Origin of the sequence: Ralstonia soli (assembly GCF_023955655.1) — a bacterium.
GTDB lineage: Bacteria > Pseudomonadota > Gammaproteobacteria > Burkholderiales > Burkholderiaceae > Ralstonia > Ralstonia soli.
The window spans coordinates 239,417-264,933 of sequence record NZ_JAMXHT010000008.1; the positions used below are offsets into that span (position 1 = coordinate 239,417).

Below are 25,517 nucleotides of genomic sequence, written 5' to 3' on the forward strand. Positions count from 1 at the left end.
TCATCAGGATCGGCAGGAGCAGGACATCATGAGTGAACGCGACACCGCCGCGCGGCAGGCACGCCTGCAGGAAGACCTCCTCGACACGCTGGACGAAGAGTTGGAGATGGAGATCGACGACCGCCTCGCCGATGGCGAAGCGGCCATCAGCGAAGAGGCCCGCGAAACACGCCGCATGTACTTCCGCGAGCTGTTCCGCCTGCAGGGCGAGCTCGTCAAGCTGCAGGACTGGGTGATCGAGACCGGCCACCGGCTGGTGGTGATCTTCGAAGGGCGCGACGCCGCCGGCAAGGGCGGCGCCATCAAGCGCATCACGCAGCGCCTGAACCCGCGTGTATGCCGCGTGGCCGCCCTGCCCGCCCCCACCAACCGCGAACGCACGCAGTGGTATTTCCAGCGCTACGTGGCGCACCTGCCGGCCGCCGGCGAGATCGTCCTGTTCGACCGCAGCTGGTACAACCGCGCCGGCGTCGAACGCGTGATGGGGTTCTGCACGGATGAGGAATACGAAGAGTTCTTCCGCTCCGTGCCGGAGTTCGAAAAGATGCTCGTGCGCTCCGGTATCCAGATCGTGAAGTACTGGTTCTCGGTGACGGACGAAGAGCAGGAAGTGCGCTTCCAGAGCCGCATCGATGATCCGCTCAAGCAGTGGAAGCTCAGTCCCATGGACCTGGAAAGCCGCCGCCGCTGGGAGGACTACACGCGCGCCAAGGAAGTCATGCTGGAACGCTCGCACATTCCCGAGTCGCCATGGTGGGTGGTGCTGGCCGACGACAAGAAGCGCGCGCGCCTGAACTGCATCCACCACCTGCTGCACCAGGTGCCGTACCACGCTGTGCCGCACTCGCCGGTCGTGCTGCCCGAGCGCGTGCACCACGCGGAGTACATCCGCAACCCGGTGCCCGAAGCGATGATCGTGCCCAGCGTGTACTGATCGAGTCGACCCCGGGTGGGGCCCAGGCGCCGACCCTACACCGTCGGGCGGATTTCGAAGCTAGGCCCCGGCGCTTCGTCGTAGCCCGATACGACATCCAACTGCGTGACCAGGGCGCTGTCGGGCCCCTCCCACATCCATTCCCGCATACGGAGCACCGTCGTCTCAGGGCCGACCAGGAACGCCTCGACCGCCCCGTCGCGGCGGTTGCGGACCCAGCCGCGCAGGCCGAGCGCCCGGGCCCGGTCGGCACAGGCGGCGCGATAGCCCACCCCCTGCACACGGCCCTGTACGGTAACGATCACTTGTGTCGTGACAGACATGGCAGCGCTCCCAGACAGAACGGCAGATGAGGTGTTGGAGAAACCATGACAAACCAACGTTGTCGCATCTCTGTCACATTTCTGGAATGTGACGTCGTCAGACTGACAACCGCGCGGCGGGCTCTGACGTTACGCAAGGTAAACTAGGCGGCTTGCCGCCGGGTGCCAAGCCATGCTTGTGAAAGCACGACGCCCACCCCGCACCGCCACGCTCGCGCCACATACTCCGCCTCGGCCCTAGGCCCTAGGTCTTGAAGCACGCGAATTTCGTCAGCGATCTCCGTCCCGGTCATCACGATGCAGCAAAACGATAACGAAACCACCTTCCGGGGCAAATTGGGGGGCCGCTTTGGTCCCAGTCTGAGCGTCAACTTCGGCAACCTGTTGACGGCGCCGCCCAACCGGTTCGATCTGGCGCTGCTGCCGATCATCCTGGCCGCCATTGTGCTGGTGGCGTTTGCCGCCAAGCAGATGAACGTGCCGTACACGCCTGGCGAGACGCAGCTGGACGTCAGCCTGAACGTGACGGAGCTGCCCTACTACCTGCTGCGCACCAGCATCCGCATGCTGCTGGCCCTCGGTGCATCGCTGGCGTTTTCGTTTGCGTTTGCGGCCATTGCATCGAAGAACCGCACGGCTGAGAAGGTGATGGTGCCGGCGCTGGACATCCTGCAATCGATTCCGGTGCTGGGTTTCCTGTCGATTACCGTCACGGGGTTCATCGCGCTGTTCCCGGGCAACCTGGTGGGCGTGGAATGCGCGGCCATCTTCGCCATCTTCACGTCGCAGGCGTGGAATATGGCGTTCTCGCTGTACCAATCGTTTCGCACCATCCCGACCGACCTGGAAGAGGCGGCCACGGTGTTCCGCCTGTCCAAGTGGCAGCGCTTCTGGCGCCTGGAAGTGCCGTTCGCCATGCCGGGCCTGCTGTGGAACATGATGATGTCGATGTCGGGCGGCTGGTTCTTCGTGGTGGCGTCGGAAGCGATTTCGGTGTCGGGCCACGACATCAAGCTGCCGGGCATCGGGTCGTACATCTCGCTGGCGATCCAGCAGCAGAACCTGCCGGCCATCGGCTGGGCAATCTTGGCCATGCTGATCGGCATCCTGCTGTACGACCAGTTGCTGTTCCGCCCGCTGATTGCCTGGGCAGACCGCTTCCGCTTTGATGCGATGTCTTCCGAGCGCGAGCCGCAGTCGTGGCTGCTCGACCTGCTGCGCCGCTCCGAATGGGTCAAGACGCTGCTGGAGCGCGGCGCCGGGCTGGCCGAACGCACCCTGGCCTGGGGTGCCGAGCGTACCCGCCCGACTGCCAGCGGCAGCAACGGCTTCCGCCGCTTTCCGTGGTCACACCGCGTGGCGGACGTTCTCATCATCGTGGCCGCGCTGGCTGCCGTGGTGCACATCCTGCAGTTCGTGCGCTCCGAGGTGGGCTGGGCCGAGGTGGGCCACGTGTTCTGGCTGGGCTTCCTGACCATGGTGCGCGTGATCCTGCTGATCGCGCTGGCCGCGGTGGTGTGGGTGCCGATCGGCATCCGCATCGGCCTGAATCCGAACGTGGCGCGCATTGCCCAGCCGGTGGCGCAGTTCCTGGCAGCCTTCCCGGCCAACCTGATGTTCCCACTGGCGGTGATGCTGATTGCGCGCTTCGCCCTCAACCCTGAAATCTGGTTGAGCCCGCTGATGATCTTTGGCACGCAGTGGTACATCCTGTTCAACGTGATTGCCGGGGCCTCGGGCATCCCGACCGAGCTGCGGCTGGCTGCGCGCAACTTCGGCCTGCGCGGCTGGCTGATGTGGAAGCGCTTCCTGATTCCGGCCGTGTTCCCGAACCTGCTCACGGGCCTGGTGACGGCGGCCGGCGGTTCGTGGAACGCCAGCATCGTGTCCGAATACGTCACCTGGGGCGACCGCACCCTGGTGGCTACAGGCCTGGGCAGCTACATCGCCGAGATGACATCGAAGGGGGACTTCCCCCGCATCGCACTCGGCATTGGCGTGATGAGCCTGTTCGTGGTGGGCTTCAACCGGCTGCTGTGGAACCGGCTGTACGACATCGCGCAAGAGCGCACCCGCCTCTAAGACGAACGCGACCTTATTTAGCAGAGAGCATCAACATGGCTACCACTGGCGAATCTGTCATCGAGCTGCGCGGCGTCTCGAAGATCTTCCGCACCGCAGACCACACCGACCGGGCCGTGCTCGAAGGCGTGGACATCAACCTGCGCCAGGGCGAGATCGTCGCCATGCTGGGCAAATCGGGCTCGGGCAAATCGACCTTGCTGCGCATCATGGCGGGCCTCGTGCGTGCCGACCGCGGCCAGGTGCTGTTCCGTGGCCGAGAATATTCCGGCCCGGTGCAGGGCATTGCGATGGTGTTCCAGTCGTTCGCGCTGTTTCCGTGGCTCACGGTGCAGCAGAACGTGGAACTTGGCCTGGAAGCGCAAGGCGTGCCCAAGGCCGAGCGCGAAGAGCGCGCCGAGCAGGCCATCGACCTGATCGGCCTGTCGGGCTTCAACAGCGCTCTGCCGCGCGAACTCTCGGGCGGCATGCGCCAACGCGTGGGCATTGCGCGCGCGCTCGTCACCGAGCCGGATCTGCTGCTGATGGACGAAGCGTTTTCCGCGCTCGACGTGCTGACCGGCGAGAACCTGCGCGACGAAATGCTCGACCTGTGGGAAGACCGCCGCACCAACATCAAGAGCATCCTGATCGTCTCGCACAACATTGAAGAGGCGGTGATGATGGCGGACCGCATCGTCATCCTCTCGAGCGACCCGGGGCGCATCCGCGCCGAGGTGCGCGTGCCGTTCCCGCGCCCGCGCAATCGGGATTCGGCTGCCGTGCGCAACCTCATCGACGAGGTGTACGGCCTGATGACCTCGCCGCAACGCGTGGGCGTGCACGTGGGCGTGGAGCCCGCCGCCGAGCAGCTCGCCTATCGCCTGCCCGACGCCGAGATCGGCCAGATGGAGGCCATTCTCGACCTGCTGGTCGAAGCGCCGTTCAACGGCCGCGCCGACCTGCCGCACCTGGCCGAAGAAGCCGGCGTGACCGACGACGACCTGCTGCCCGCCTGTGAAGCGCTGAGCCTGCTGCAACTGGCCACCATCGAGCGCGGCGACATCATCGTCACCCCGTTCGGCAAGACCTACATGGAAACCGAACCGCCTGAGCGCAAGGTGCTGTTCGGCCAGAAGCTGCTGGAGCGCGTGGCCCTGGCCGCGCACATCCGCGCCGAGCTGGACGCCAACGAGGACGGCGAGATCCGCGAAGAACACGTGCTGCGCGAGCTCGAGGCCTACCTCAAGCCCGAAGAGGCTGAGCGCGTGCTCAAGATCGGCATTGAATGGGGCCGCTACGGCGAGGTGTATGAGTACGTGTACAACACCGGCATGCTGACCTTGCCGCGTGAAGAGCGGGAGGAGCGCGAAGAGCGTGAGGCGCAGGACGGCGGCGACAACGCGTCGTAAGCGATGGCTGCCGTTCACGCAAAAAGAGCCGCTGCATGCGGCTCTTTTTTTCCCGGATTGCCGACGTTCAGGCAACAGGGACGGTTAAAGTGGCCCCCGCCGCATTTCATTCCCTGATGGGTCTCGACCATGACAGCCCCTCTGCCGCCACAAGCGCAATGCGAGAAGTTCAACGCTGCCAAGCACCACCCTCTCCAGAGTCAGGCCCGATACCGGTTCACTTCCCGCGACAGGAAACACTTCTGGCGCATGCCTGCATGGCTTTGGATGCCACTCGTTGCCTTGATGGTCGGCATGCTTGTTCTGGCGCTGATGTCCGTGCCCGCATCAGCCCAGCAAATCGTGAACGATCTCTCGGCAAAGCCCACCGGCCGCATCGACTTCACCAGCGTCACCCCCAAGAACAAATGGGAGCTGGTGCATCGCAAGTACGACAAGACCCCCACGCCCATCTGGGGCACGTTGTACTTGCCTGAAAAATTGGACGGCCGCGTGCCGGCCATGGTGATCTCGCACGGCTCCGCAGGGCCGCAGCAGAAAGACGTCGACCGCTGGGTGCGCGTGTTCAACCAGATGGGCGTGGCGGCCTTCGTGGTGGATTCGTACGGCCCGCGCGGCATCCACAACACGATGGACAACCAGGCGCAATTGAGCCCCGCCGCCAACGACGCCGATGCGCTCTCCGCGCTGAAGCTGCTGAGCACCGACCCGCGCATCGACCCCAAGCGCATTGGGCAGATCGGCTTTTCGCGCGGCGGCGGTGTGGCGATGGACATGACGCTCGATGCGTTCCGCAAAGGCATCATCGATGACGACACGCGGTTTGCCGCACTCATCGGCTTCTACCCGGGCTGCTCGCAACTCTGGTGGGAGGTGCCGCCGCCTCCGCTGACGGGCGCCCCGCTGATGCTCGCGCTGGGCGAGAAAGATGACTACACGCCCGCCAACCTATGTCTCAACGCGGCGGACACCATGCGACGCGACGGGCAAGCGGTGGAGGTCCACATGTACCCCGGCGCCTATCACGACTTCGACAACACGCGCCCTTACTTCAAGTACTTCCCCGGTGCGACCACGGCGCGCGAGTGCCCGCAGGCCATCCTCGACGTGCAGCACGGCACCTACTACCACCTGCAGAACCGCGAGCCCTACGCCAGCTTTCAGGCGATGGAGGCCGACTACAGGCGCTGCGTCGTGCGAGGTGTCTCCGCAGGCGCGAATCTGGAGCAGGCGCAGCGGTCCGAGGCCGATGTCAGCACATTCCTGAGGAAGGCGATGGGGTTGCCGCCGCCCTGACGCGCGCGGTGTTGCTGTAGCAATCTCTACAACATTGCAGCAGTTATGACGCACGCCTATGCTGCCGTCATGACCGCCACCCCCGATTCCTGGCTCCTGCTGATCGTCAGCCTGCCTACCGGCAGCGCCACGGTGCGCATGCGCATCTGGCGCGCCATCAAGGCCATCGGCTGTGCCGCCCTGCGCGACGGCGCCTATCTGCTGCCCGCGCATGCCGAACACGCCGCACAGCTGCGCACCCTGGCCGACGAGGCATTGCAGGAAGATGGCCAGGCCTGGGTGCTGAGCGTGCGGGCCAGCGATGCAACGGAAGACGCCGCCTTCCGCGCCCTGTTCGATCGCACCCCCGACTACGCCGAGTGGCTTGCCGAAGTCTCGGAAGCCCGCAAGACACTCCCCGACCTGCCCGCCGCCGAGCGCAACCGGCTGCACCGCCGCCATGCCCGCGCCTACGAGGCCATCCGCAAGATCGACTTCTTCCCGAATGAATCCACCGTGCGCGCCGATGCACAGTGGCGCGATTTCTCGGCGGCGGTCGAAGCCACGCAATCGCCAGGCGAACCGCGGGCGGCTTCGGGCGGCATCCCCCGGCGGGACCGGGCCCGCCACCAGGGCCGCCAGTGGGCGACACGCCGGCACCTGTGGGTAGACCGCGTTGCCAGCGCCTGGCTGATCCAGCGCTTCATCGATCCGCACGCGCAGTTCGTCTGGCTCGACAGCCCGGCCGACTGTCCTGCCGATGCACTCGGCTTCGACTTTGACGGCGCAACGTTCACGCACGTGGGCGAGCGCGTGTCGTTCGAGGTACTGCTCGCCAGCTTCGGGCTGGATGACGACCCCGGGCTCGCCAAGCTCGGCGCCATGGTGCACGCGCTGGACGTGGGCGGCGCCACCACGCCCGAAGCCGGCGGGTTTGAAGCCATCCTGGCCGGCGCGCGCAAGCGGCTGGCAAACGACGACGCCTTGCTCACGGAGATCGGCGCCGTGCTCGACTCGCTGTATGCCCATTTCTGCGGCAGCCGCAAACCATCTCAACCGTAACGCCCTGCACAGGTGCCCCATGACTGTTGCTCTTGAACACCCCGCCTACTCACTACGGCAACTGGTGCTGTATTTCCTGCGGCTTGGCGCCCTTGGCTTTGGCGGGCCGGTTGCGCTGGCCGGCTACATGCGCCGCGACCTGGTCGATACCCGCCAGTGGATCACCGAGGCCGACTACAAGGAGGGCCTGGCGCTCGCCCAACTCGCGCCCGGGCCGCTGGCCGCCCAACTCGCGATCTACCTAGGCTACGTGCATTACCGCATCGTCGGCGCCACGCTGGTCGGCATCGCTTTCGTATTGCCGTCGTTCCTGATGGTGGTGGCGCTGGGCTGGGCCTACGTGCGCTTTGGCGGGCTGACCTGGATGCAGGCCGTGTTCTACGGGGTGGGCGCGGCCGTGATCGGCATCATCGCCATCAGCGCGCACAAGCTCACCACCAAGAGCGTCGGCAAGGACAAGCTGCTGTGGGCCATCTACCTGCTGCTGGCCGCGGTGACGGTCATTACAGAATCCGAGGTGGCGTGGCTGTTTCTGGCCGCCGGCGTGCTGGTGTGGTTCTGGCGTGCGCCACCCAAGTGGCTGCGCCAGGGCCGCGTCAACGCGGTGGCCGGTGCGCCCATTGCGGCAGCCAGCGGCATGGCCAGCATGATCGATTGGCCGCTGCTCTCGCAGTTGGGCGTGTTTTTCGCCAAGGCCGGCGCGTTCGTGTTCGGGTCGGGGCTGGCCATCGTGCCGTTTCTCTATGGTGGCGTGGTCACCGAGCACCATTGGCTCAACGAGAAGCAGTTCGTCGACGCCGTGGCCGTGGCAATGATCACGCCTGGCCCGGTGGTCATCACGGTCGGCTTCATCGGCTACCTGGTGGCGGGGCTGCCCGGCGCCTGCGTGGCCGCGCTTGGCACGTTCCTGCCGTGCTACCTGTTCACCATCCTGCCCGCGCCGTACTTCAAGAAGTACGGCAAGCTGCCCGCCATCCTGGCGTTTGTCGATGGCGTGACTGCCGCTGCGGTGGGCGCCATTACCGGCGCGGTGATCGTGCTGGCCAAGCGCTCGATCGTCGATGTGCCGACCGCCCTGATGGCCGTGGCAACGGTGTTGCTGCTGGTGAAGTTCAAGAAGCTGTCGGAGCCCGTCATCGTGGCGGGTGCGGCCTTGCTCGGCCTGGTGGCGTTTCCGCTGCTGCATCACTGATGTGGAGGTTGCCATGCAATGGATCACCCGCGAACGCCCCAAGATCGACCGCATTGCCTGCCCCTGGCTGATCGCCCGCTTCATCGACGAGACGCCGGACTTCCTCTACGTGCCGGCGGCCGACGTGCTGCGCATTGCCAATGACACCGGCGCCATCCCGTACGACATCCCCGGCGTGGAACTGACCCACGTGGGCGAGTTGTGTAGCTTCGATGCGTTCCTGAGCAAGTACCAATTGGGCGATGACGCTGCCTTGCAGCACCTGGCCCGCATTGTGCGCGGCGCCGACACCTCGCGCCTGGATCTCACACCGCAATCCAGCGGGCTGTATGCCATCTCGCTGGGCTTGTCGCAAGTGTTTGCCGATGACCTGACGATGCTCGAACACGGCCTTGTGATGTACGACGCGCTCTATGCCTGGTGCAAGCACTGCCAGGCGGAGACGCACAACTGGCCGCCCAACATGCCGGCATGACGCCAGGCGGCACAAGGTGTGCTTCTGGCAGGACGGGAAGTGGAGAGGGGGAACAACGGCCCGATGCTTGCCGGCCTGCGCCTGCAACGTCGGCTGACTTCAACGGGCGACCAACGCGTGTGCACCACACCCAGGCGCCATCCCCCTGCAAGGAGCCACGGATGTCATTGCCCAGCCGTATCGCCCTCGTGCTTGCCACCATCGCGTGCGCATGTACCCTCGCCAGCGCCGCGCCGTCAGACCGGCATCCCACACTGGATCGGGCCCAGATCGAACAGATCACCGGGCTCAAAGGCAGCTTCTCCGAGGCGGAGAACGTTTTCAAGGTCACCAAGCCGCGCACCGACGTGCCGGTGCAGGTTGACGGCCTGGCCATGGCGCCATTCATGGGGCTGACCTCCTGGGCGGCCTTCACGCCCGCCCACGGCGGCCGCGTCATGCTGATGGGCGACACCGTGGTGTTCGAAGACGAGGTGAACCCCGCGATGAGCGCGGCGTTGGACGCAGGCCTTGAGGTGACCGCACTGCACAACCACTTCTTCTTCGACCGGCCCAAGGTGTACTTCATGCATATCGCCGGCATGGGCGATGCCAGCCAATTGGCAGCGGGCGTGAAAAAGGTCTACGACAAGATCGCCGAGGTCCGGGCAGCGAATGCGGCCCCGGCCATGACCTTCCCCGGCAGGATCGGTGCGGAAAACACGATCACCCCAGCGCCCTTGGAAGCCGTCCTTGGCAAAAAGGGGCAAGCCAGCAATGGCATGTTCAAAGTGGTGGTTGGCGCCCCAGGCAGCATGCATGGCACGCCGATCGGCAACGAAATGGGCGTCAACACGTGGGCCGCGTTTGCCGGCACAGACGACGAAGCGATCGTCGATGGCGACTTCGTCATGCGTGAAGACGAACTGCAACCCGTGCTGAAGTCCATGCGCGGCGACGGCATCAACATCGTCGCGATTCATCAGCACATGACCCACGAGCAGCCGCGCTACATGTTCCTGCACTACTGGGGCAAAGGCCATGCCGACACCCTGGCCAAGGCCGTCAGGAAGGCGCTGGATGCGCAGGCCGCCGTGAAGAAATAGGGAGCGCATTCACCAGCGCGCGACAGTGGACGCTAAACGGTTGCGCGCTGTGGCGGTGCAGAGGTTCCGCAAACGTTGTTCCAATCTGGCCAATGCGACCCGGTGCCCGTCGCGTTACGATTGGTTGCACTTTGCCCAAAGTGCGTGCCATGGCCAGGACTATTCTTCCGGCACCCCCCACCCGAGGAGATAACCATGAGAACAAACTATCGGAACGCGTTGCTTGTGCTGCCACTGCCGTTTCTCATCGCCGCATGCGGCGGTGGGGATGGCGGTCCAGATACCGGCACTCTCCATGTCTCGATGACAGACGCACCGGCCTGCGGCTTTGACCATGTCTACGTCACCGTCAACAAGGTGCGCGTCAATGCCAGCTCGACGGCTGCAGATACGGATGGCGGTTGGACCGACATCGCATTGGCCACGCCGCAGAAGATCGACCTGCTCTCGCTCACCAACGGCGTGCTGACCGATCTGGGCAGCGCACCGCTGGCCGCTGGGCAGTATCAGCAGCTGCGCCTTGTGCTGTCGCCCAACCAGGGCAACACGCTGGCCAACTCCGTGGTGCCCACCGGCGGCACCGAGCAGCCGCTGGCCACCCCAAGTGGCGCGCAGAGCGGCTACAAGATCATCCAGCCCTTCACCGTGCAGGCCAACACGCTGGTGGATCTGGTGCTCGACTTCAATGCCTGCAAATCGATCGTCACGCAGGGCAATGGCAACTACCTGCTCAAGCCGGTGGTCACGGCCACGCCCATGGTGGTGAGCGGTTCGATTACCGGCTACGTGCCTACCGCACAGGCCGGCGCCACCGTGTATGCCGAGCAGAACGGCAAGGTCGTGCGCGGCACGGTGGCGGATTCCACCGGCAAGTTCGTCCTGTCGCCGCTCGTGCAGAGCTCGACCAACGGCAACTACGATGTCGTGATCGTCGACAACAACCCGGCGGGCGGACATGCCACCGGCGTCATCCGCTCGGTGCCCGTGACCGCCAGCACGACCACCACGGTGGCCACCTCGGCCCAGCCGATCACGCTGGCCGCTTCGGTCACCCGCACGGCTTCCGGCACGGCCACGGCTTCTGCGCAGGCATCGCTGGTGGCGCTGCAGACGATCGGGACGGCATCGTACGAAATCACCTCGACCAACGCTGACCTCACGACCGGCGCCTACTCGATGAATCTGCCGGCCGCCACGCCCGTGGCCGGCACGTACAGCACCACGCTGCCGATTGCGCTGGCGGCAGCGGGTACGGCAGGGGCCTATACGATTCAGGCGACCAGCTCGACGGGTGTGGTGCAGTCCAGCCCGGCCAATGTCGCGGCGGCCAACCAGACCGGCATCAACTTCAATTTCTAACCAAGGAGAACGGGGGCCGAGCCGCCCCCTGACAACACAATGAAGAACCTCATCCTCATCCTGTCTTTGGGTGCATCGCTGCTGGGCGGGTGCGCCGTGTATCTGCCCGATGATGGCCCCGTTGCACGGCCGCAAGGCGGCCCCGGTAACGGCTTCTGCCCGCCGGGCCAGGCAAAGAAGGGGAATTGCTGAGCGCCTGCCCCCAAAGCGAGCGCCCAATGAAAAAGCCTGTCTGCGTGACCGGCTTTTTTTGTGCAGCGATGCGGCGCTTACTTGCCCTTGCCCTTGGCTTTGCCCATGTGCTTGTGCTGCATCGACTTGCCATGCTCATGCGCACGGTCTTCGGCACGGGCGCGGCCCTTGTCGCGGTCCAGGCTGTCCGGGCCGTTGGTGTTGGCCATGCCATGACTGCTCATATGCGCCGCCGAACCGCCGCCGGCATTGCCGCCTGCGCCGCCCCTGGCTTGGGCCGTCAGCGACACGGTGCACAGCACGGTCATCGCGGCCGCCATCATCCATTGTGCTCGGGTCATGTGTGTCCTCCTTCTGGTTTTGGTGTCACCGATTGTAGGTAGACGCACATGCGAATGTGCATTTCTGTGCAACCAATCGTAACCGCGCCGAGCGATGCGAGCCGGTGATCAGAAAGCCGCATAGAACCCCAGCATGACCCTCACAGCAGGTGGCGTTACTTCCACTTGGCGCCAATCTCGGCCAGCCCTGCTTTCTGCAAGTCCTCCGCACTCATCACGATGCGGAACTCGCAATCGGCGTTGAACATGAGGAACCACGGCTCGGCCAGCGCGGGAATCTGCGATGCGGTCTCCACATTGACGATGAGCATCGCACCGCGGTGGCCGTCCTGCTCGGTGAAGTACACGGCCTCGGGTTTCATTTCCGCCATCACGCGCGGGATGCGCTCGGCGATGGAGCCGTCGCGCACATAGGTGTTGAAGGGTTCGTGCGGGAGTTGCACGTTGACGAGCATGCGCATGGCTTTTCTCCTGGTGGGTCGCCCGCTGGACGATGACAAGCCTGTGCAGCAGGTGGCAAGGCAAGCGCCGCACGCGTGATGCCACCGCGCGAGTCGCCGGACACCGTAGGTATAGGACGCCTGATGCGTTTGCGAAATCGGCCATCGGCTAGGCGGGATGGCGGAGAGGCAAGGATGAGGACGCGTCGGCCACGCCCAATGTGGATAACTCCCCCGCCCCCTGTGAATAACTCCAGGGACAAGCGTGTTGGTTCTGCGGGGTCGGCTTGTCGACAGCGGAGGAACAACTCCCACATGCATCGACAGCGTGCGACACGAACCCCCGACTCATCCACGCAACGGCACATGCTGTCCGATGGGTTGTGCTTTTCTTAAGCCCTTGATGCACAAGCGCTTTTTGCACCTATCCACAGGAGTTATCCACCGTTATCTACTACTACTATCTGTATACATAAAGAAGTAAACCTATAAACCCACGGTGGGGAGAGCCGTCGGATCGGGCATGTGAATATCGGCCTCGCCTTCCGCCCTGCGCGCGACACCCCTCGCATTCATCCTTGCAGCTCGCATGGCGCGTACTACGCTTGACCAGTCTGCGCAGCGCCCTGCCATACGGTCCGATCAGCGTGAGCGGGCCGCTTCCCAATCGGCTCCGGCCGCCCCCTCCCCCAGAGAACACGCCATGCGAAAACTCCTTACAGCCGTTGCGCTCCTGCTGGCCATGACGCCCCTTGTGCAAGCTGTGCAAGCCCAGGTGAAACCGTATCCGCCGGGTTTCCGCCACCAGAACATCCAGACCGATGGCGCCACCCTGTATGTGCGCGTGGGCGGCAGCGGCCCGGCCGTGGTGTTGCTGCACGGCTTTGGCGACACGGGCGACATGTGGGCGCCGCTGGCCGCCGAGCTGGCGCGCACCCACACCGTGGTGGTGCCGGATCTGCGCGGCATGGGTTTGTCATCGCACCCGGAAGGCGGCTATGACAAGCGCACCCAGGCCGCCGACATCCGCGCCGTACTGACCAAGCTGAACATCGACCAGGCCGACGTGGTCGGCCACGACATCGGCACCATGGTCGCGTTCGCGTATGCGGCGCGCTACCCGGACAAGACCACACGGCTGGTCGTGATGGACGCCCCCGTGCCGGGCGTGCCCCCGTGGGAACAGATCGTCCGCTCGCCCAAGCTCTGGCACTTCTCGTTCGGTGGCCCCGATGCGGAGCGGCTGGTCAAAGGCCGCGAGCGCATCTACCTCGACCGGTTCTGGAATGAATTTGCCGGCAACCCCGCAAAGATCGACGAGGCCACGCGGGTGCACTACGCCCGCCTCTACGCCAAGCCGGGCGCCATGCATTCCGCGTTTGCGCAATTCCTGTCGATTCCGCAAGACGCGGAGGACAACCAGAAATCCCTCGCCACCAAGCTGCCCATGCCGGTGCTGGCCATCGGCGGCGCCAAGTCCTTCGGCGAGAACGAAGCCATCGTCATGCGCAATGCCGCGAGCAACGTGCAGGAGCTGGTCATTCCCGATGCCGGGCACTGGCTGATGGAGGAGCAGACGCAGGCCACGGTGAGTGCCATCGTGAAGTTCCTCGCGCAATAGCGTCCGGTCTCATTCATTCCACGCTGCGAGTCGCCAGGGTTGTCACCGGCGACTCGATCCCTCCTTCAACGCTCGTCAACGAGAGGACGTTCCAATGCAGCCAGTCGTCAGAGTCTCGATTCTCCGGTGCCCGTCGGACAAGTTCGCCGAGATGCGGCAGATGATGAACGACCTCGAACCGGTGCTTCGGCCCGGTATCGAGGCGATGCGTGGCTTGGTCGCCTTCTATGTGGGCGAAGACGCGTCGACGTCGTCGCTATCGAACGTGAGCCTGTGGACCGACCTGGACGCGGCCAAGCAACTGGACACGTTCCGGCCGATGCTGGATGCGGGCAAGCCATTTATCGACAAGGGCGGCACGTTTGAGCGGCCGATCATGAACTACCTGCCGATGTGGGAGCTGAAACCCGTGTCGAAGGCTTGAGGCGACTTCTGTCGCCAACAGAGGGAGGTGGCCCCGACGATGGGGTTAGCGATCCGGCTCTCCACGCCGGCGCACCCCGAGGCGGCTTGACATGCATCAATGGCGCATCGCGCCCGTCCTCTACATTGGCAGTGTGGGTTTTTGGCGCCAATCACACGCAAGGACGGCCATCATGGCAAACACTCGACGCAACCTCATCGCAACCGCCTCGGCCGTGCTCATGTGCGCGTGGGCGTCTCTGGCGCTCGCTGCAGGCCCATCCAGCAGCACGGAACACGATCACAACCACCCGGAGAAGAAGACCGCCGCGCCTGTGGCCGCAACCGCGCAGCAAAGCAATGCGGACTTCGACGCGCAAATCGCCCACCTGAGGGCCATCAGAGAACGCCTGGCGCGTGCCAACACCCCTGAAGAACGACAAGCGCTGATGAACGAACGCATGAAAGTCATGCAAGACATGATGGCCGGCATGCGTCGCATGGGCGACACGAAGCGGGCAAAAGGAAGGGGCCAGGCCGGCCAGATGGCGATGTGTCAGGGAATGATGGAGCAACACACGGCCATGATGCAGGAGATGATGCAAATGATGATGGATGGCCAAGGCATGGGTATGGGTGGCGGCATGGGCGGCATGATGTCGAAGTAAGCGGATCGTCGAGTCGCGCAGCGCTGGGCACAACGCTCACCGTTGACCCTCCCTGCATGGGAGGGTTTATCGTTTTTTGGGCATGAGAAATGCACGTTGCCCCTCAAGCTAGTGCACCTGGCAGTAGGCGAACTGATAGGAGCCGACCTCAATGGAAGAGCACCGCCATATCCACGCAGCCGAACACGATCACACGCACTCGCATCAAGCCCACGCCGGCCATCGTCATGACGGGCACGGTGCAACACAGGCACCCGGCCGGACCGCAGCAGGCCCCGCGGAGCCTATCGGCAAAGACGGTGTTGGCTCCGCCCCGGCCGAATCCCAAGCAGGCACCGTCTACACGTGCCCGATGCATCCGGAAATCCGCCAGGATCACCCAGGCAACTGTCCGATCTGCGGCATGACGCTGGAGCCGGTCATTCCGGCGTTGGACGAAGAAGAGAACCCCGAGCTCACCGACTTCCAGCGGCGCTTTTGGTGGACGCTGCCGCTCACCGTTGCGGCGTTCATCCTGGCAATGTTCGGACACCGATACGGCTGGATGGATGCTTCGCAGCAAAGCTGGGTCGAGCTGGCCCTGTCGACCCCCGTGGTGCTGTGGGCGGGGTATCCGTTCTTCCAGCGGTGCGCTCAGTCGTTCGTGCATCGCAGCCCGAACATGTGGACGCTGATCGGGCTCGGCACGGGCGCCGCGTATCTCTACAGCCTGATCGCCACCGTCGCGCCAGGGCTGTTTCCTCAAACGTTCACGGAGCACGGCCGGATCGGCGTCTACTTTGAGGCGGCGGCGGTCATCATCTCCCTCACGCTGGTGGGCCAACTGCTGGAGCTGAAGGCGCGGTCGCAAACGTCGGCCGCGATCAAATCACTGCTTGGGCTCGCCCCCAAGACAGCCCGGCGCGTCAACACCGACGGCACCGAAGCGGATGTACCGCTGAGCCATGTGCACGTTGGCGACCGGCTGCGCGTACGCCCCGGCGAGAAGGTGCCCACCGACGGTATCGTCGTCGAAGGCACAAGCTCCCTGGACGAATCCATGATTACCGGCGAGCCCATCCCCGTGACCAAGCGGGTGGGTGACCACGTGATTGGCGCGACGATGAACACAGCAGGCAGCTTGATCATCGAATCGGAGAAAGTGGGTTCCCAGACCGTCCTCTCGCAGATCGTCCAGATGGTTGCCCAAGCTCAGCGTTCCAAGGCCCCCATGCAGCGCATGGCGGACAAGGTCGCGGGCGGTTTCGTTGTCGCTGTGGTGGCTGTTGCGGTGCTGACCTTCTTCGCCTGGGGCTTCTTTGGGCCGCAGCCAAGCTGGGTGTATGGGCTCATCAACGCAGTGGCTGTGCTGATCATTGCCTGTCCATGTGCGTTGGGCCTGGCCACACCGATGTCGATCATGGTGGCGAGCGGCAAGGGTGCATCGAATGGCATCTTGTTTCGCGACGCGGCCGCCATCGAAAACCTGCGCAAGGTTGACACCCTTGTTGTGGACAAGACAGGAACGCTCACAGAAGGCAAGCCCGCCTTTGAACGCAGTGTGGGCGCCAACGGTTTCGATGACCTGGAAGTGCTCCGCCTGGCGGCCAGTCTGGATCAAGGCAGCGAACACCCATTGGCTGCGGCCATTGTGGCGGCCGCCAGAGGGCGCGGACTGTCTCTGCAGCAGGCGAAGAACTTCGAATCCAGCAGCGGCATCGGCGTACGTGGCGCTGTCGCCGGCAAGAAGCTGGCGCTGGGCAACACGGTGTTGATGGCGCAAGAGCGCATCGATGCAGCCCCGCTGGCCCAGGCCGCAGACGCGCTACGGGCCCGAGGCGCGAGCGTCATGTACCTGGCCGCAGACGGCAGGCTTGCCGGCTTGCTTGCCGTGTCCGATCCAGTCAAGCCGACGACTGCCGAAGCGTTGGCGCAACTCAAGGACGCGGGCATTCGTGTGGTGATGGCCACCGGCGACGGCACGGTCACGGCAAGGGCGGTCGCTCAGTCGCTGGGCATCGCCGAGTTTCATGGAGAAGTCCGGCCCGCCGATAAATTGGAACTTGTGACACGGCTTCAATGCGAAGGCAGGACAGTCGCCATGGCCGGCGACGGGATCAACGATGCACCCGCATTGGCGAAAGCCGATGTCGGTGTCGCCATGGGCACGGGCACGGATGTCGCCATGAATAGTGCGCAAGTCACGCTCGTGAAGGGGGACCTGCGTGGCATCGCGCGCGCACGGCACCTGTCCGAGGCAACGATCGCCAACATGAAGCAAAACCTGGGCTTTGCGTTTGTCTACAACGCCCTGGGTGTGCCGCTCGCCGCCGGGGTTCTCTACAGCACGACCGGTTTGCTGCTGTCTCCGATGATCGCGGCGCTCGCAATGAGCCTGAGTTCGGTGTCGGTGGTATCCAATGCGCTGCGTCTGCGCCGGCTGAGCATCTAGTCCCACGTGAGGGCAGTGGCCACACTGCCCGCTGCGCCCACCGACTCACATGGCCGGCGGAAGCTTTGCACTCAACCAGGCAAAGAACGTTGCCGCGAAAAAGGCCCAGACCCCAAGGACGACATCTGCATACACCGTGCCCCCGAGTGTTGCCTTCCCGCTCTGCAGCGCGTGGAAATCGATGCCATGGAACAGCGCCATCATGAAGCGCATGAACGGCTCCGGAAATGCATACCAGACCATCGCGCACAAGGCGTAGAACAGCATGACCGTAAGGGCGAACGTGGCACCGGTTTTTAACGGCTTCATGGCGGCCTCCTGATTCAGTACGTCAGAGCTTCCTATGCACCTTGTCGTGGTGGGCACCTTCGCCAAGGCGGGGAAAGAATGCGGGTGTCTGGTCCCGATAGGCTTCATATTCGTGCCCGAACTCAGCCAGTGCTTCGGCTTCCTCAGCCTTTGCCAAGCGCACATACATCCATACGAGAACCGGGAACATGGCCAATGTCAGCAGTGTCGGCCACTGGAAGAGAAAGCCGGCCATGATGAGGATGAACGCCACATACTGCGGGTGCCGCAACCGGGCGTAGATTCCCGTGGTTGCCAGTCGGTGGGCGCTTTGGGCAACGTAGAGCACGCGCCACGCCGTGGCGAGCAGGATAAAGCCGCCAAAGATCAGCACGTTGCTCACGATGTGGAAGAGGCCGAAATGCGGGTTGGCCCGCCAGCCAAACATGACTTCCAGCAGATGCCCCGAGTCATGCGAAAGAAAGTCGACGCCAGGAAACCTTGCCGTCAACCACGGATACAGCAGATAGATCGTCAGCGGTATCCCGTACATCTCCGTGAACAACGCAACGATGAATGCCGAGAACGCACCGAACGAGCGCCAGTCGCGCTGCGTTTGAGGCTTCGTAAAGCTGAAGGCAAAGATGATGAAGACGGCGGAGTTGATGAACACCAGAGACCACAGGCCGTACCCATATGTGCTGTCGTGTTGCATCAGTGTTCTCCCTTGGCGTCGGCACCGTCAGCCTTGGCCGATGGGTGACCGTGATGCCTATGACCGTGACCGCCATGCATGAACACATGCATCAGCGGGCATGTCGCAAGCAGAAGAAACGGCAGGAACTGGATAACGTGCGCCTGATGCTCGGTCCACAGGAAGTACGCAACAACCAACAGAAAACCGACCAGCACAAGCTTCGACCGCGCGATGGCCGGCGCTGCCTCGTCATGTTGCTGCCCATGTTCGTGGTGCTCCATATCCGCCTCCGGCCAGGGAAAGGGACTAACCAAGCTACGTCTTCAGTATTGGCGCGGTGCAGAAACGGGAATTGACCGCGATCAACACGCTCGCCAATGACGTGTTCCGTGCGATACGACATTCACCGAGCCTCTTCTTGCTCGGGCCACAACTGCCGTATCCGATTCAGCCGCGCCGGCGTTTGGCCGCCGAGCAAAAAGCGCCACACGTCGAGCTCAGAACTCGGGCCGCCGAGAAAAATGCTCCGTGCGCCGAGGTCGGAACTCGGGCCGTCGAGAAAAAAGCTCCGAATGCCGAGCTCAGAACTCCGACCGTCGAGCAAAAAGCTCCGTGTGTGGAGCTCAGAACTCGGAGCGCCGACCAAAAAGACTCATGCGCCGAGCTCCGAATCCCACGCGTGGACCAAAAAGACCCGTGCTTCGAGCTCTTTGCTTGACCGTTCGAGAAAAAAGCCTCGTCCCCATGGAGCTCCGAACTCGGAGAGCGAAGCAAAAAGCTCCACACGCGGGTCTCGGAGCTCGGGAGGCCGAGAAAAAAGACGCAAGGGCCGAGCTTTAAGCTCGGAGAGCCGAGCAAAAAGCCTCGAACGTCGAGCACAGAGCTCGGGGCGTCGAGCAAAAAGACTCATGCGATGTATTCAGTGCGCAGTGCCCCTTGAGGTGGAGTGGGCGAAGGGCAGATGTCTTCCTCCGTCTTCCATTTTTACACTGCGTTTACACCCCTCCCCCCCAACCTTTACCCCGTTTTTACCCCCCTTTCCCTACTGTTGCACTGCACGCAGGCCCTGTGACGGGAGCCTGCGTGCACGCCGCATCCGGCCCCAGTTGACGCGCACACGCGCCGGGCCATGCGGCACCCAAAACAACAAGGGAAAGGTCCATGCAAGCCAAGGTTGCTTTGCACGCCACCGTCATCGGTGGCGTTGTCTTCTGTGCCGCAGCACTCTCCAGCGCGGCCTCTTTTGCGCAGTCCACTGACGCTGCCCCGGCGCCCGCCGCTGCACCCGCCGGCCCGTTGACGGCCAACGTCACGCTGGCCAGCCAGTACCGCTACCGGGGCCTCATGCAGACCAACAACAGGCCTGCAATCCAGGGCGGTGTGGATTACGCCCTGCCCAACGGCTTCTACGTCGGCAACTGGAACTCGTCGATCAGTTGGCTGGGGGATTCCAACCCCAACGTGTCGGCCCCCATCGAGATGGATTTCTACGGCGGCTACAAGACCGAGCTGATGAAGGACGTGCCCATCGATGTGGGCGTGCTGCAGTACTACTACCCGGGCAGCTACCCCGATGGCTACACGCGCCCGCATACCACCGAGGGTTATGCACAGATCGGCTACGGGCCGGTGGCGTTCAAGTACTCGCATGCGTTCTCCAACCTGTTCGGTTTTGCGGATAGCCACCACAGCCAGTACTTCGATCTGTCGGGCAACTTCGATACAGGCTTCTGGGGCCTGACGCTGAACCTACACGTGGGTTATCAACAGGTGCCGCACCAGGCGGTGCGCACGTCGTATGCCGACTGGAAGGTGGGCGTGACGAAAGACTTCGGCAGCGGCTGGGCGGCGTCGCTCGCCTACCTCGACACCAATGCTTCGCGCCTGGCCTACACCAACACGCGCGGCAACTACATGGGCAAGGCCACGGCGCTGCTAGCCGTGACCAAGGCGTTCTGATCATCACGCGCAACGGACACAGAAAAGGGGAGCGCATATGGACTTCGTTTATCTCGCCGGCCTCGCGGCGCTGGCCTTGGCAGTGGGCGGATTGCTCGCCCTGTCTGCCCGGCTTGCCACCAAAGACCAACCCACCACGCATGCGATGGAGAAACAGCAATGACCTGGCTCTACGTGCTGTCCGGGGCCATCACGGTGGTCCTGCTCGTTTACTTGTTCGTGGCCTTGCTGTGGCCCGAACGCTTCTAACAACACTGCGAGGCACACCATGAATGCGTTCCTCCTCCAGCTGGCGATCTATCTGGTCGTGCTGCTGGTTCTGGCCAAACCGCTGGGCGCGTATATGACCGGCGTGTTTGGCGACAAGCCGTCGCGCACACACTGGCTCGGCCCGATCGAGCGGCTGTTCTATCGCGTGGCCGGCGTCAACCCGCAGGCCGAGATGGGCTGGAAGCGCTATGCCGCTGCCGTCATCGTCGTCAACGTGCTGGGCGCGCTGGCGGTGTATGCGTTGCAGCGCGTGCAGCAGTGGCTGCCACTCAACCCGCAGGGCTTTGCTGCCATCACGCCGGATTCGTCGTTCAACACGGCCATCAGCTTTGTGAGCAACACCAACTGGCAGGGCTATTCGGGCGAAAGCACGATGAGCTATCTCACGCAGATGCTCGGCCTGGCGGTGCAGAACTTCTTGTCCGCAGCGACGGGCATTGCGGTGGTGATCGCGCTCATCCGCGGCTTTGCACGCCACTCGGCCAGCACCATCGGCAACTTCTGGGTCGACTTCACGCGTGCGACGGTCTACGTGCTGCTGCCGCTGTCGATTGTCGTGTCGGTGTTCTTCGTGAGCCAGGGCGTGATCCAGAACTTCGATGCGTACAAGGACGTGACCACCGTCACCGCCACCACGTACGACAACCCGAAGCTCGATAGCAGCGGCGCGCCGATCAAAGACGCCCAAGGCAACCCCGTCACCGAGAAAGCCACCACGCAAACGCAGACCTTGCCGATGGGCCCGGTGGCCTCGCAAGAGGCGATCAAGATGCTGGGCACCAATGGCGGTGGCTTCTTCAACGCCAACTCCGCACATCCGTATGAGAACCCCAATGCGCTAACGAACTTCGTGCAGATGCTGGCGATCTTCATCATCCCGGCGGCGCTGTGCTTCACGTTCGGCGGCATGGTGGGCGATGGGCGTCAGGGCTGGGCAGTGCTCGCGGCGATGACGGTGCTGTTTGTGGTACTCGCCGTGTTCCTTGCGTGGGCCGAACTGCATGCCAACCCGATGCTCGCCAACCTTGGCGTCGACCAGGCGATCGGCAACATGGAAGGCAAGGAAACGCGCTTTGGCATCGTGGCCTCGGCGCTGTTTGCCACCATCACGACGGCGGCATCGTGCGGTGCGGTCAATGCCATGCACGACTCGCTCACCGCGCTGGGCGGCTTCGTGCCGATGTTCTTGATGCAGTTGGGCGAAGTGGTGTTCGGCGGTGTGGGCTCGGGCCTGTACGGCATGCTGGTGTACGCCATCCTGGCTGTGTTCATCGCGGGCCTGATGATCGGCCGCACGCCGGAATACCTCGGCAAGAAGATCGAGGTGTTCGAGATGAAGATGACCTCCATCGCCATCCTCGTCACGCCGTTGCTCGTGCTCGTGGGTACAGCCATCGCCGTGGTGGTAACGCAGGGCAAGGCGGGCATCTTCAACCCGGGCACGCATGGGTTCTCGGAAGTGCTCTACGCCTTCTCTTCTGCTGCCAACAACAACGGCAGCGCGTTCGCGGGCCTGTCTGCCAACACGCCGTTCTACAACATCGCGCTGGGCATTGCGATGTGGCTGGGCCGCTTCTGGATCATCGTGCCGGTGCTGGCCATGGCGGGCACGTTTGCCGCCAAGAAGCGCCTGCCCGTGACCGCCGGCACGCTGCCCACGCATGGGCCGCTGTTTGTCGTGCTGCTGATCGGCTCGGTGCTGCTGGTGGGCGCGCTCACGTATATCCCGGCGCTCGCACTTGGCCCCATCGCAGAACACCTCGCACGCTAACGCGCGCTGCCACTCCACATCAACAGGTGCCTTATGGCGATCCGTTATCCCGAATCCCAACCCGTTGTGCGTACGGTCAAGCACAAGCTTGAACCGAGCACAGCCACCACGACCGTCGCGACGCCGCATGCGCCGCTGTCCGCCAAAGACGTGCGCAAGCTGTCGATGTTCTCGTCGGCGCTGGTCAAGCCCGCCATTGTCGATAGCTTCCGCAAGCTCTCACCCGCTGCGCAGGCCAAGAACCCGGTGATGTTTGTCGTGTACGTCGGCAGCATCCTCACCACCATCCTGTGGATCATGGCGCTGCGCGGCCAGGCCGAAGCCCCGGCGGGCTTCATCCTCGCCGTGACGGTGTGGCTGTGGTTCACCGTGTTGTTCGCCAACTTTGCAGAGGCGCTGGCCGAAGGCCGCAGCAAGCAGCAGGCCGCCTCGCTGCGCGGCATTAAGACCACGGTGCAGGCCAAGGTGTTGGCCGACGCCCGCCGCCGCGACCGTGTGGAAGCCCGCGCTGCTACGGCCCTGCGCCGTGGCGACATCGTCCTCATCGAAGCCGGCGACATGGTGCCCGGTGACGGCGAGGTGATCGAAGGCGTGGCCTCGGTGGATGAGAGCGCCATCACGGGTGAATCCGCACCGGTCATCCGTGAATCGGGCGGGGATTTCTCGTCCGTGACCGGTGGCACGCGCGTGCTGTCGGACTGGATCATCGTGCGCATCACCGCGAACCCGGGCGAGAGCTTTCTCGACCGCATGATCTCGATGGTGGAAGGCGCCAAGCGCCAGAAGACCCCCAACGAACTCGCACTGACGATCCTGCTGGTGAGCCTGACCATCATCCTGATGCTGGCCACCGTCACGCTGCTGCCGTACTCGATCTTCTCGGTCGATGCGATGAAGGCTGGGTCGCCGATCACGATCACCGTGCTCGTCGCGCTGCTGGTGTGCCTGATCCCGACCACCATCGGGGGGTTGCTCTCGGCGATTGGCGTGGCGGGCATGAGCCGCATGATGCAGGCCAACGTGATCGCCACCTCGGGTCGCGCCGTGGAAGCTGCGGGGGACGTGGATGTGCTGCTGCTCGACAAGACCGGCACGATCACGCACGGCAATCGGCAGGCCTCGCGCTTCATTCCGGCGCCGGGCGTGACGGCGAAGGCGTTGGCCGAAGCCGCATGGCTGTCGTCGCTGGCCGATGAAACGCCAGAAGGCCGCAGCATCGTCACGCTCGCACGCAACCTGGGTGAAGCGTCCATCGATGAAGCCGCGCTGGCCAAGACGCAGCCCGTGTACGTCGCCTTCTCCGCGCAGACGCGCATGAGCGGCATCAACCTCAGTTCTCACAACTCGCAGAACGGTGAAGCACGTCAGATCCGCAAGGGCGCGGCCGATGCCATCCGCACGCACGTCACGCTGCTCGCCGGCAAGTTTCCCGATGCTGTATCGACGGCTGTGGACGACGTGGCCCGCGCAGGCGGCACACCGCTGGTGGTGAGCGACAACGACCGCGTGCTCGGCGTGGTGGAACTGAAGGACATCGTCAAGGCCGGCATTCGCGAGCGCTTTGCCGAGCTGCGCCAGATGGGCATCAAGACGGTGATGATTACCGGCGACAACCGCCTCACCGCCGCCTCCATCGCCGCAGAAGCCGGTGTCGACGACTTCATCGCCGAGGCCACGCCCGAGACCAAGCTCGCGCTCATCCGCGAGCAGCAGACGCAAGGCCGCCTCGTCGCCATGACGGGGGACGGCACCAACGATGCCCCTGCCCTCGCACAGGCCGACGTGGCCGTCGCCATGAACAGCGGCACGCAGGCCGCCAAGGAGGCCGGCAACATGGTCGACCTGGATTCCAGCCCGACCAAGCTGATCCAGATTGTCGAGATCGGCAAGCAGATGCTGATGACGCGCGGCTCGCTCACCACGTTCTCGATTGCGAATGATGTGGCGAAGTACTTCGCGATCATTCCGGCTGCGTTTGCGACCACGTATCCGCAGTTGGCGGCGCTGAACGTGATGCACCTGGCAACGCCTGCATCGGCGGTGATGAGTGCGGTGATCTTCAATGCGCTGATCATCGTGTTTCTGATTCCGCTGGCGCTCAAGGGTGTGAAGTACCGCGCGCTGGGGGCGGCGGCGCTGCTGCGACGCAACCTCTTGGTCTATGGGTTGGGCGGGCTGCTGCTGCCGTTCCCCGGCATCAAGATCATCGACATGTTCCTGGCCGCGATGGGCTGGGTTTAAGGAAGGAGTGCATTCATGGCAACCACGACACAAGCCGTACAGGCTGAGGTACCGCAACAAGGCGGGCTGCTGCGTGCGGCGCTGGTGGTCTTCATTGGGCTGTCGCTGATTACCGGCGTGTTGTACCCGGTGGTGGTGACGGGGATTGGCAAGGCGGTGTTTCCGGCGCAGGCCAGTGGGTCGATCCTTTCTCGTAATGGCAAGGCTGTTGGGTCTTCGTTGATCGGGCAGAACTTTGAGTCGCCGCAGTATTTCTGGGGGCGAATCTCGGCGACTGCGCCGAACCCGTATAACGCGCAGGCTTCTGGCGGCTCCAACCTGGGGCCTAGCAACCCCGCGTTGACCGATGCTGCTAAGGCGCGCATTGCTGCGCTCAAGGAAGCGGACCCGACCAACACTGCACCGATTCCTGCTGACCTCGTGACGGCTTCTGCAAGCGGGTTGGATCCGGAGATCAGTCCGGCTGCTGCCGCCTATCAGGTCGAGCGGGTTGCTCGTGCGCGGCACCTGCCGGTGGAGGTGGTTCGGAAGGTGGTGGCTGAGAACACTAAGGGGCCGGTGCTTGGGGTGTTTGGGGAGCCTGTCGTCAACGTGTTGGAGTTGAATTTGGCGTTGGATGATTTGAAGTGAGCTTTGTGGACCACCGGGTTTTTATGCTGGTGGTCCGCCCCCCTTTCGTTCCCTGCCGGGACCGACTCACTTTTCTTTGTCTTGCCAAAGAAAAGTAAGCAAAAGAAAGGCGCGCCCGAGATGGCGACCCCCTCCTTGAATTTTCGTAACCGGGCGGAGATGGGGAAAACTCGCTGCGCTCAGACAGTTCCCCATCTTTTTTCCGCCCGCTTACGAAAATTCAAGGCGCCATCAAGGGCAGGAACGTCAAAGGCCAAACCGTTGGTGCGCTGGCCATGGCGTTGTTTTTTTTCTTGTCGTCCCCGCGCAGGCGGGGACCCAGTGTCGTTGGTGTTCTACTGCATCAAAACGCCACTGGGTTCCCGCCTGCGCGGGAGCGATGGAGCGG

Annotated in this window: 26 protein-coding genes; 20 read left to right on the forward strand and 6 right to left on the reverse strand. The window is 63.8% G+C overall.

What is annotated here, in order from left to right; translation table 11 throughout:
* Positions 1 to 28: 28 nt before the first annotated feature.
* The gene (ppk2, locus tag NG900_RS21955) at positions 29 to 934 is read left to right on the forward strand and encodes a polyphosphate kinase 2 (RefSeq protein ID WP_252683693.1); all 906 of its coding nucleotides are present in this window, start codon (positions 29 to 31) and stop codon (positions 932 to 934) included.
* Positions 935 to 969: 35 nt separating this feature from the next.
* Here ppk2 and NG900_RS21960 read toward each other — a convergent pair whose 3' ends face one another.
* On the reverse strand, positions 970 to 1,257 hold the full coding sequence (locus NG900_RS21960; RefSeq protein ID WP_252683695.1) for an acylphosphatase: 288 nt from the start codon (positions 1,255 to 1,257) through the stop codon (positions 970 to 972).
* A 297-nt stretch (positions 1,258 to 1,554) separates the two neighbouring features.
* Here NG900_RS21960 and NG900_RS21965 point away from each other — a divergent pair, with 297 nt between their 5' ends.
* The 9 genes from NG900_RS21965 to NG900_RS22005 all read left to right on the forward strand — a co-directional run bounded on the left by NG900_RS21965 (position 1,555) and on the right by NG900_RS22005 (position 11,370).
* Positions 1,555 to 3,339, forward strand: a complete 1,785-nt coding sequence (locus NG900_RS21965; RefSeq protein WP_252683697.1) for an ABC transporter permease — start codon at positions 1,555 to 1,557, stop codon at positions 3,337 to 3,339.
* A gap of 35 nt (positions 3,340 to 3,374) precedes the next feature.
* A complete protein-coding gene (locus NG900_RS21970) occupies positions 3,375 to 4,730 on the forward strand; it encodes an ABC transporter ATP-binding protein (RefSeq protein WP_252683699.1) in 1,356 nt (451 codons plus the stop codon).
* A gap of 267 nt (positions 4,731 to 4,997) precedes the next feature.
* A complete protein-coding gene (locus tag NG900_RS21975) occupies positions 4,998 to 6,026 on the forward strand; it encodes a dienelactone hydrolase family protein (RefSeq protein WP_252683701.1) in 1,029 nt (342 codons plus the stop codon).
* Between the two features lie 69 nt (positions 6,027 to 6,095).
* Positions 6,096 to 7,067 carry a chromate resistance protein ChrB domain-containing protein gene (locus tag NG900_RS21980; protein WP_252683894.1) on the forward strand — a complete coding sequence of 324 codons (972 nt, stop codon included), beginning with the start codon at positions 6,096 to 6,098 and terminating at the stop codon, positions 7,065 to 7,067.
* Positions 7,068 to 7,086: 19 nt separating this feature from the next.
* Positions 7,087 to 8,259, forward strand: coding sequence for a chromate transporter (locus NG900_RS21985; RefSeq protein WP_252683703.1), 1,173 nt, complete (start codon positions 7,087 to 7,089; stop codon positions 8,257 to 8,259).
* Positions 8,260 to 8,272: 13 nt separating this feature from the next.
* Complete coding sequence (locus NG900_RS21990; protein ID WP_252683705.1) at positions 8,273 to 8,734, forward strand: chromate resistance protein ChrB domain-containing protein; 462 nt, start codon at positions 8,273 to 8,275, stop codon at positions 8,732 to 8,734.
* A gap of 161 nt (positions 8,735 to 8,895) precedes the next feature.
* The gene (locus tag NG900_RS21995) at positions 8,896 to 9,819 is read left to right on the forward strand and encodes a DUF1259 domain-containing protein (RefSeq protein WP_252683707.1); all 924 of its coding nucleotides are present in this window, start codon (positions 8,896 to 8,898) and stop codon (positions 9,817 to 9,819) included.
* Positions 9,820 to 10,014: 195 nt separating this feature from the next.
* The gene (locus NG900_RS22000; RefSeq protein WP_252683710.1) at positions 10,015 to 11,178 is read left to right on the forward strand and encodes a DUF4382 domain-containing protein; all 1,164 of its coding nucleotides are present in this window, start codon (positions 10,015 to 10,017) and stop codon (positions 11,176 to 11,178) included.
* A 39-nt stretch (positions 11,179 to 11,217) separates the two neighbouring features.
* Positions 11,218 to 11,370 carry a hypothetical protein gene (locus NG900_RS22005; RefSeq protein ID WP_252683712.1) on the forward strand — a complete coding sequence of 51 codons (153 nt, stop codon included), beginning with the start codon at positions 11,218 to 11,220 and terminating at the stop codon, positions 11,368 to 11,370.
* Between the two features lie 77 nt (positions 11,371 to 11,447).
* Here the strand turns inward: NG900_RS22005 and NG900_RS22010 are convergent, their stop codons facing one another.
* Together NG900_RS22010 and NG900_RS22015 are read right to left on the reverse strand one after the other, a co-directional pair.
* On the reverse strand, positions 11,448 to 11,693 hold the full coding sequence (locus tag NG900_RS22010) for a hypothetical protein (protein WP_252683895.1): 246 nt from the start codon (positions 11,691 to 11,693) through the stop codon (positions 11,448 to 11,450).
* Positions 11,694 to 11,866: 173 nt separating this feature from the next.
* The gene (locus tag NG900_RS22015; protein ID WP_252683713.1) at positions 11,867 to 12,172 is read right to left on the reverse strand and encodes a panthothenate synthetase; all 306 of its coding nucleotides are present in this window, start codon (positions 12,170 to 12,172) and stop codon (positions 11,867 to 11,869) included.
* 682 nt (positions 12,173 to 12,854) lie between these two features.
* Here NG900_RS22015 and NG900_RS22020 point away from each other — a divergent pair.
* From NG900_RS22020 to NG900_RS22035, 4 genes are all read left to right on the forward strand, one after another.
* Positions 12,855 to 13,772: an alpha/beta fold hydrolase gene (locus NG900_RS22020; protein WP_252683714.1), complete on the forward strand. Its 918-nt coding sequence runs from the start codon at positions 12,855 to 12,857 to the stop codon at positions 13,770 to 13,772.
* 160 nt (positions 13,773 to 13,932) lie between these two features.
* Positions 13,933 to 14,196: a hypothetical protein gene (locus NG900_RS22025; protein WP_252683715.1), complete on the forward strand. Its 264-nt coding sequence runs from the start codon at positions 13,933 to 13,935 to the stop codon at positions 14,194 to 14,196.
* A 91-nt stretch (positions 14,197 to 14,287) separates the two neighbouring features.
* Positions 14,288 to 14,842 (forward strand): hypothetical protein, encoded by a 555-nt coding sequence (locus NG900_RS22030; RefSeq protein WP_252683718.1) that lies wholly within the window; start codon positions 14,288 to 14,290, stop codon positions 14,840 to 14,842.
* Between the two features lie 151 nt (positions 14,843 to 14,993).
* A complete protein-coding gene (locus NG900_RS22035; RefSeq protein ID WP_289813925.1) occupies positions 14,994 to 17,273 on the forward strand; it encodes a copper-transporting P-type ATPase in 2,280 nt (759 codons plus the stop codon).
* 45 nt (positions 17,274 to 17,318) lie between these two features.
* On the opposite strand, the gene NG900_RS22040 is transcribed toward NG900_RS22035, so the two are convergent.
* From NG900_RS22040 to NG900_RS22050, 3 genes are read right to left on the reverse strand one after another with little or no spacing between them, the layout of a single operon-like run.
* On the reverse strand, positions 17,319 to 17,582 hold the full coding sequence (locus tag NG900_RS22040; RefSeq protein WP_252683720.1) for a DUF5676 family membrane protein: 264 nt from the start codon (positions 17,580 to 17,582) through the stop codon (positions 17,319 to 17,321).
* Positions 17,583 to 17,604: 22 nt separating this feature from the next.
* Entirely contained in the window at positions 17,605 to 18,276 is a 672-nt protein-coding gene (locus NG900_RS22045; protein ID WP_252683722.1) for a methyltransferase family protein, read from the reverse strand.
* Positions 18,276 to 18,539: a DUF2933 domain-containing protein gene (locus tag NG900_RS22050; RefSeq protein ID WP_252683724.1), complete on the reverse strand. Its 264-nt coding sequence runs from the start codon at positions 18,537 to 18,539 to the stop codon at positions 18,276 to 18,278. Before NG900_RS22050 ends, NG900_RS22045 begins: the two co-directional genes overlap by 1 nt.
* A gap of 880 nt (positions 18,540 to 19,419) precedes the next feature.
* Between NG900_RS22050 and NG900_RS22055 the strand changes: the two genes are divergently transcribed.
* Genes NG900_RS22055 through kdpC form a run of 6 tightly spaced genes read left to right on the forward strand, consistent with a single transcriptional unit; the run spans position 19,420 to position 25,129 of the window.
* On the forward strand, positions 19,420 to 20,217 hold the full coding sequence (locus NG900_RS22055; protein WP_252683726.1) for a TorF family putative porin: 798 nt from the start codon (positions 19,420 to 19,422) through the stop codon (positions 20,215 to 20,217).
* A gap of 37 nt (positions 20,218 to 20,254) precedes the next feature.
* Complete coding sequence (locus NG900_RS26645) at positions 20,255 to 20,380, forward strand: hypothetical protein (protein WP_289813928.1); 126 nt, start codon at positions 20,255 to 20,257, stop codon at positions 20,378 to 20,380.
* Positions 20,377 to 20,466: a K(+)-transporting ATPase subunit F gene (kdpF, locus tag NG900_RS22060; RefSeq protein WP_004628487.1), complete on the forward strand. Its 90-nt coding sequence runs from the start codon at positions 20,377 to 20,379 to the stop codon at positions 20,464 to 20,466. The genes NG900_RS26645 and kdpF overlap by 4 nt, the downstream gene beginning before the upstream one ends.
* 19 nt (positions 20,467 to 20,485) lie before the next feature.
* Positions 20,486 to 22,258 (forward strand): potassium-transporting ATPase subunit KdpA, encoded by a 1,773-nt coding sequence (gene kdpA / locus NG900_RS22065; RefSeq protein WP_252683728.1) that lies wholly within the window; start codon positions 20,486 to 20,488, stop codon positions 22,256 to 22,258.
* A gap of 33 nt (positions 22,259 to 22,291) precedes the next feature.
* Positions 22,292 to 24,499: a potassium-transporting ATPase subunit KdpB gene (kdpB, locus tag NG900_RS22070; RefSeq protein WP_252683730.1), complete on the forward strand. Its 2,208-nt coding sequence runs from the start codon at positions 22,292 to 22,294 to the stop codon at positions 24,497 to 24,499.
* 15 nt (positions 24,500 to 24,514) lie between these two features.
* Entirely contained in the window at positions 24,515 to 25,129 is a 615-nt protein-coding gene (gene kdpC / locus NG900_RS22075) for a potassium-transporting ATPase subunit KdpC (RefSeq protein ID WP_252683733.1), read from the forward strand.
* The last annotated feature ends 388 nt before the right edge of the window (positions 25,130 to 25,517 follow it).

Excerpts from the sequence above, each read along its gene's own strand:
- ppk2 (WP_252683693.1), top strand. The coding sequence starts at position 29 with ATGAGTGAACGCGACACCGCCGCGCGGCAGGCACGCCTGCAGGAAGAC.
- NG900_RS21960 (WP_252683695.1), bottom strand. The coding sequence starts at position 1,257 with ATGTCTGTCACGACACAAGTGATCGTTACCGTACAGGGCCGTGTGCAG.
- NG900_RS21965 (WP_252683697.1), top strand. The coding sequence starts at position 1,555 with ATGCAGCAAAACGATAACGAAACCACCTTCCGGGGCAAATTGGGGGGC.
- NG900_RS21970 (WP_252683699.1), top strand. The coding sequence starts at position 3,375 with ATGGCTACCACTGGCGAATCTGTCATCGAGCTGCGCGGCGTCTCGAAG.
- NG900_RS21975 (WP_252683701.1), top strand. The coding sequence starts at position 4,998 with ATGCCACTCGTTGCCTTGATGGTCGGCATGCTTGTTCTGGCGCTGATG.
- NG900_RS21980 (WP_252683894.1), top strand. The coding sequence starts at position 6,096 with ATGACCGCCACCCCCGATTCCTGGCTCCTGCTGATCGTCAGCCTGCCT.
- NG900_RS21985 (WP_252683703.1), top strand. The coding sequence starts at position 7,087 with ATGACTGTTGCTCTTGAACACCCCGCCTACTCACTACGGCAACTGGTG.
- NG900_RS21990 (WP_252683705.1), top strand. The coding sequence starts at position 8,273 with ATGCAATGGATCACCCGCGAACGCCCCAAGATCGACCGCATTGCCTGC.
- NG900_RS21995 (WP_252683707.1), top strand. The coding sequence starts at position 8,896 with ATGTCATTGCCCAGCCGTATCGCCCTCGTGCTTGCCACCATCGCGTGC.
- NG900_RS22000 (WP_252683710.1), top strand. The coding sequence starts at position 10,015 with ATGAGAACAAACTATCGGAACGCGTTGCTTGTGCTGCCACTGCCGTTT.
- NG900_RS22005 (WP_252683712.1), top strand. The coding sequence starts at position 11,218 with ATGAAGAACCTCATCCTCATCCTGTCTTTGGGTGCATCGCTGCTGGGC.
- NG900_RS22010 (WP_252683895.1), bottom strand. The coding sequence starts at position 11,693 with ATGATGGCGGCCGCGATGACCGTGCTGTGCACCGTGTCGCTGACGGCC.
- NG900_RS22015 (WP_252683713.1), bottom strand. The coding sequence starts at position 12,172 with ATGCGCATGCTCGTCAACGTGCAACTCCCGCACGAACCCTTCAACACC.
- NG900_RS22020 (WP_252683714.1), top strand. The coding sequence starts at position 12,855 with ATGCGAAAACTCCTTACAGCCGTTGCGCTCCTGCTGGCCATGACGCCC.
- NG900_RS22025 (WP_252683715.1), top strand. The coding sequence starts at position 13,933 with ATGATGAACGACCTCGAACCGGTGCTTCGGCCCGGTATCGAGGCGATG.
- NG900_RS22030 (WP_252683718.1), top strand. The coding sequence starts at position 14,288 with ATGCATCAATGGCGCATCGCGCCCGTCCTCTACATTGGCAGTGTGGGT.
- NG900_RS22035 (WP_289813925.1), top strand. The coding sequence starts at position 14,994 with ATGGAAGAGCACCGCCATATCCACGCAGCCGAACACGATCACACGCAC.
- NG900_RS22040 (WP_252683720.1), bottom strand. The coding sequence starts at position 17,582 with ATGAAGCCGTTAAAAACCGGTGCCACGTTCGCCCTTACGGTCATGCTG.
- NG900_RS22045 (WP_252683722.1), bottom strand. The coding sequence starts at position 18,276 with ATGCAACACGACAGCACATATGGGTACGGCCTGTGGTCTCTGGTGTTC.
- NG900_RS22050 (WP_252683724.1), bottom strand. The coding sequence starts at position 18,539 with ATGGAGCACCACGAACATGGGCAGCAACATGACGAGGCAGCGCCGGCC.
- NG900_RS22055 (WP_252683726.1), top strand. The coding sequence starts at position 19,420 with ATGCAAGCCAAGGTTGCTTTGCACGCCACCGTCATCGGTGGCGTTGTC.
- NG900_RS26645 (WP_289813928.1), top strand. The coding sequence starts at position 20,255 with ATGGACTTCGTTTATCTCGCCGGCCTCGCGGCGCTGGCCTTGGCAGTG.
- kdpF (WP_004628487.1), top strand. The coding sequence starts at position 20,377 with ATGACCTGGCTCTACGTGCTGTCCGGGGCCATCACGGTGGTCCTGCTC.
- kdpA (WP_252683728.1), top strand. The coding sequence starts at position 20,486 with ATGAATGCGTTCCTCCTCCAGCTGGCGATCTATCTGGTCGTGCTGCTG.
- kdpB (WP_252683730.1), top strand. The coding sequence starts at position 22,292 with ATGGCGATCCGTTATCCCGAATCCCAACCCGTTGTGCGTACGGTCAAG.
- kdpC (WP_252683733.1), top strand. The coding sequence starts at position 24,515 with ATGGCAACCACGACACAAGCCGTACAGGCTGAGGTACCGCAACAAGGC.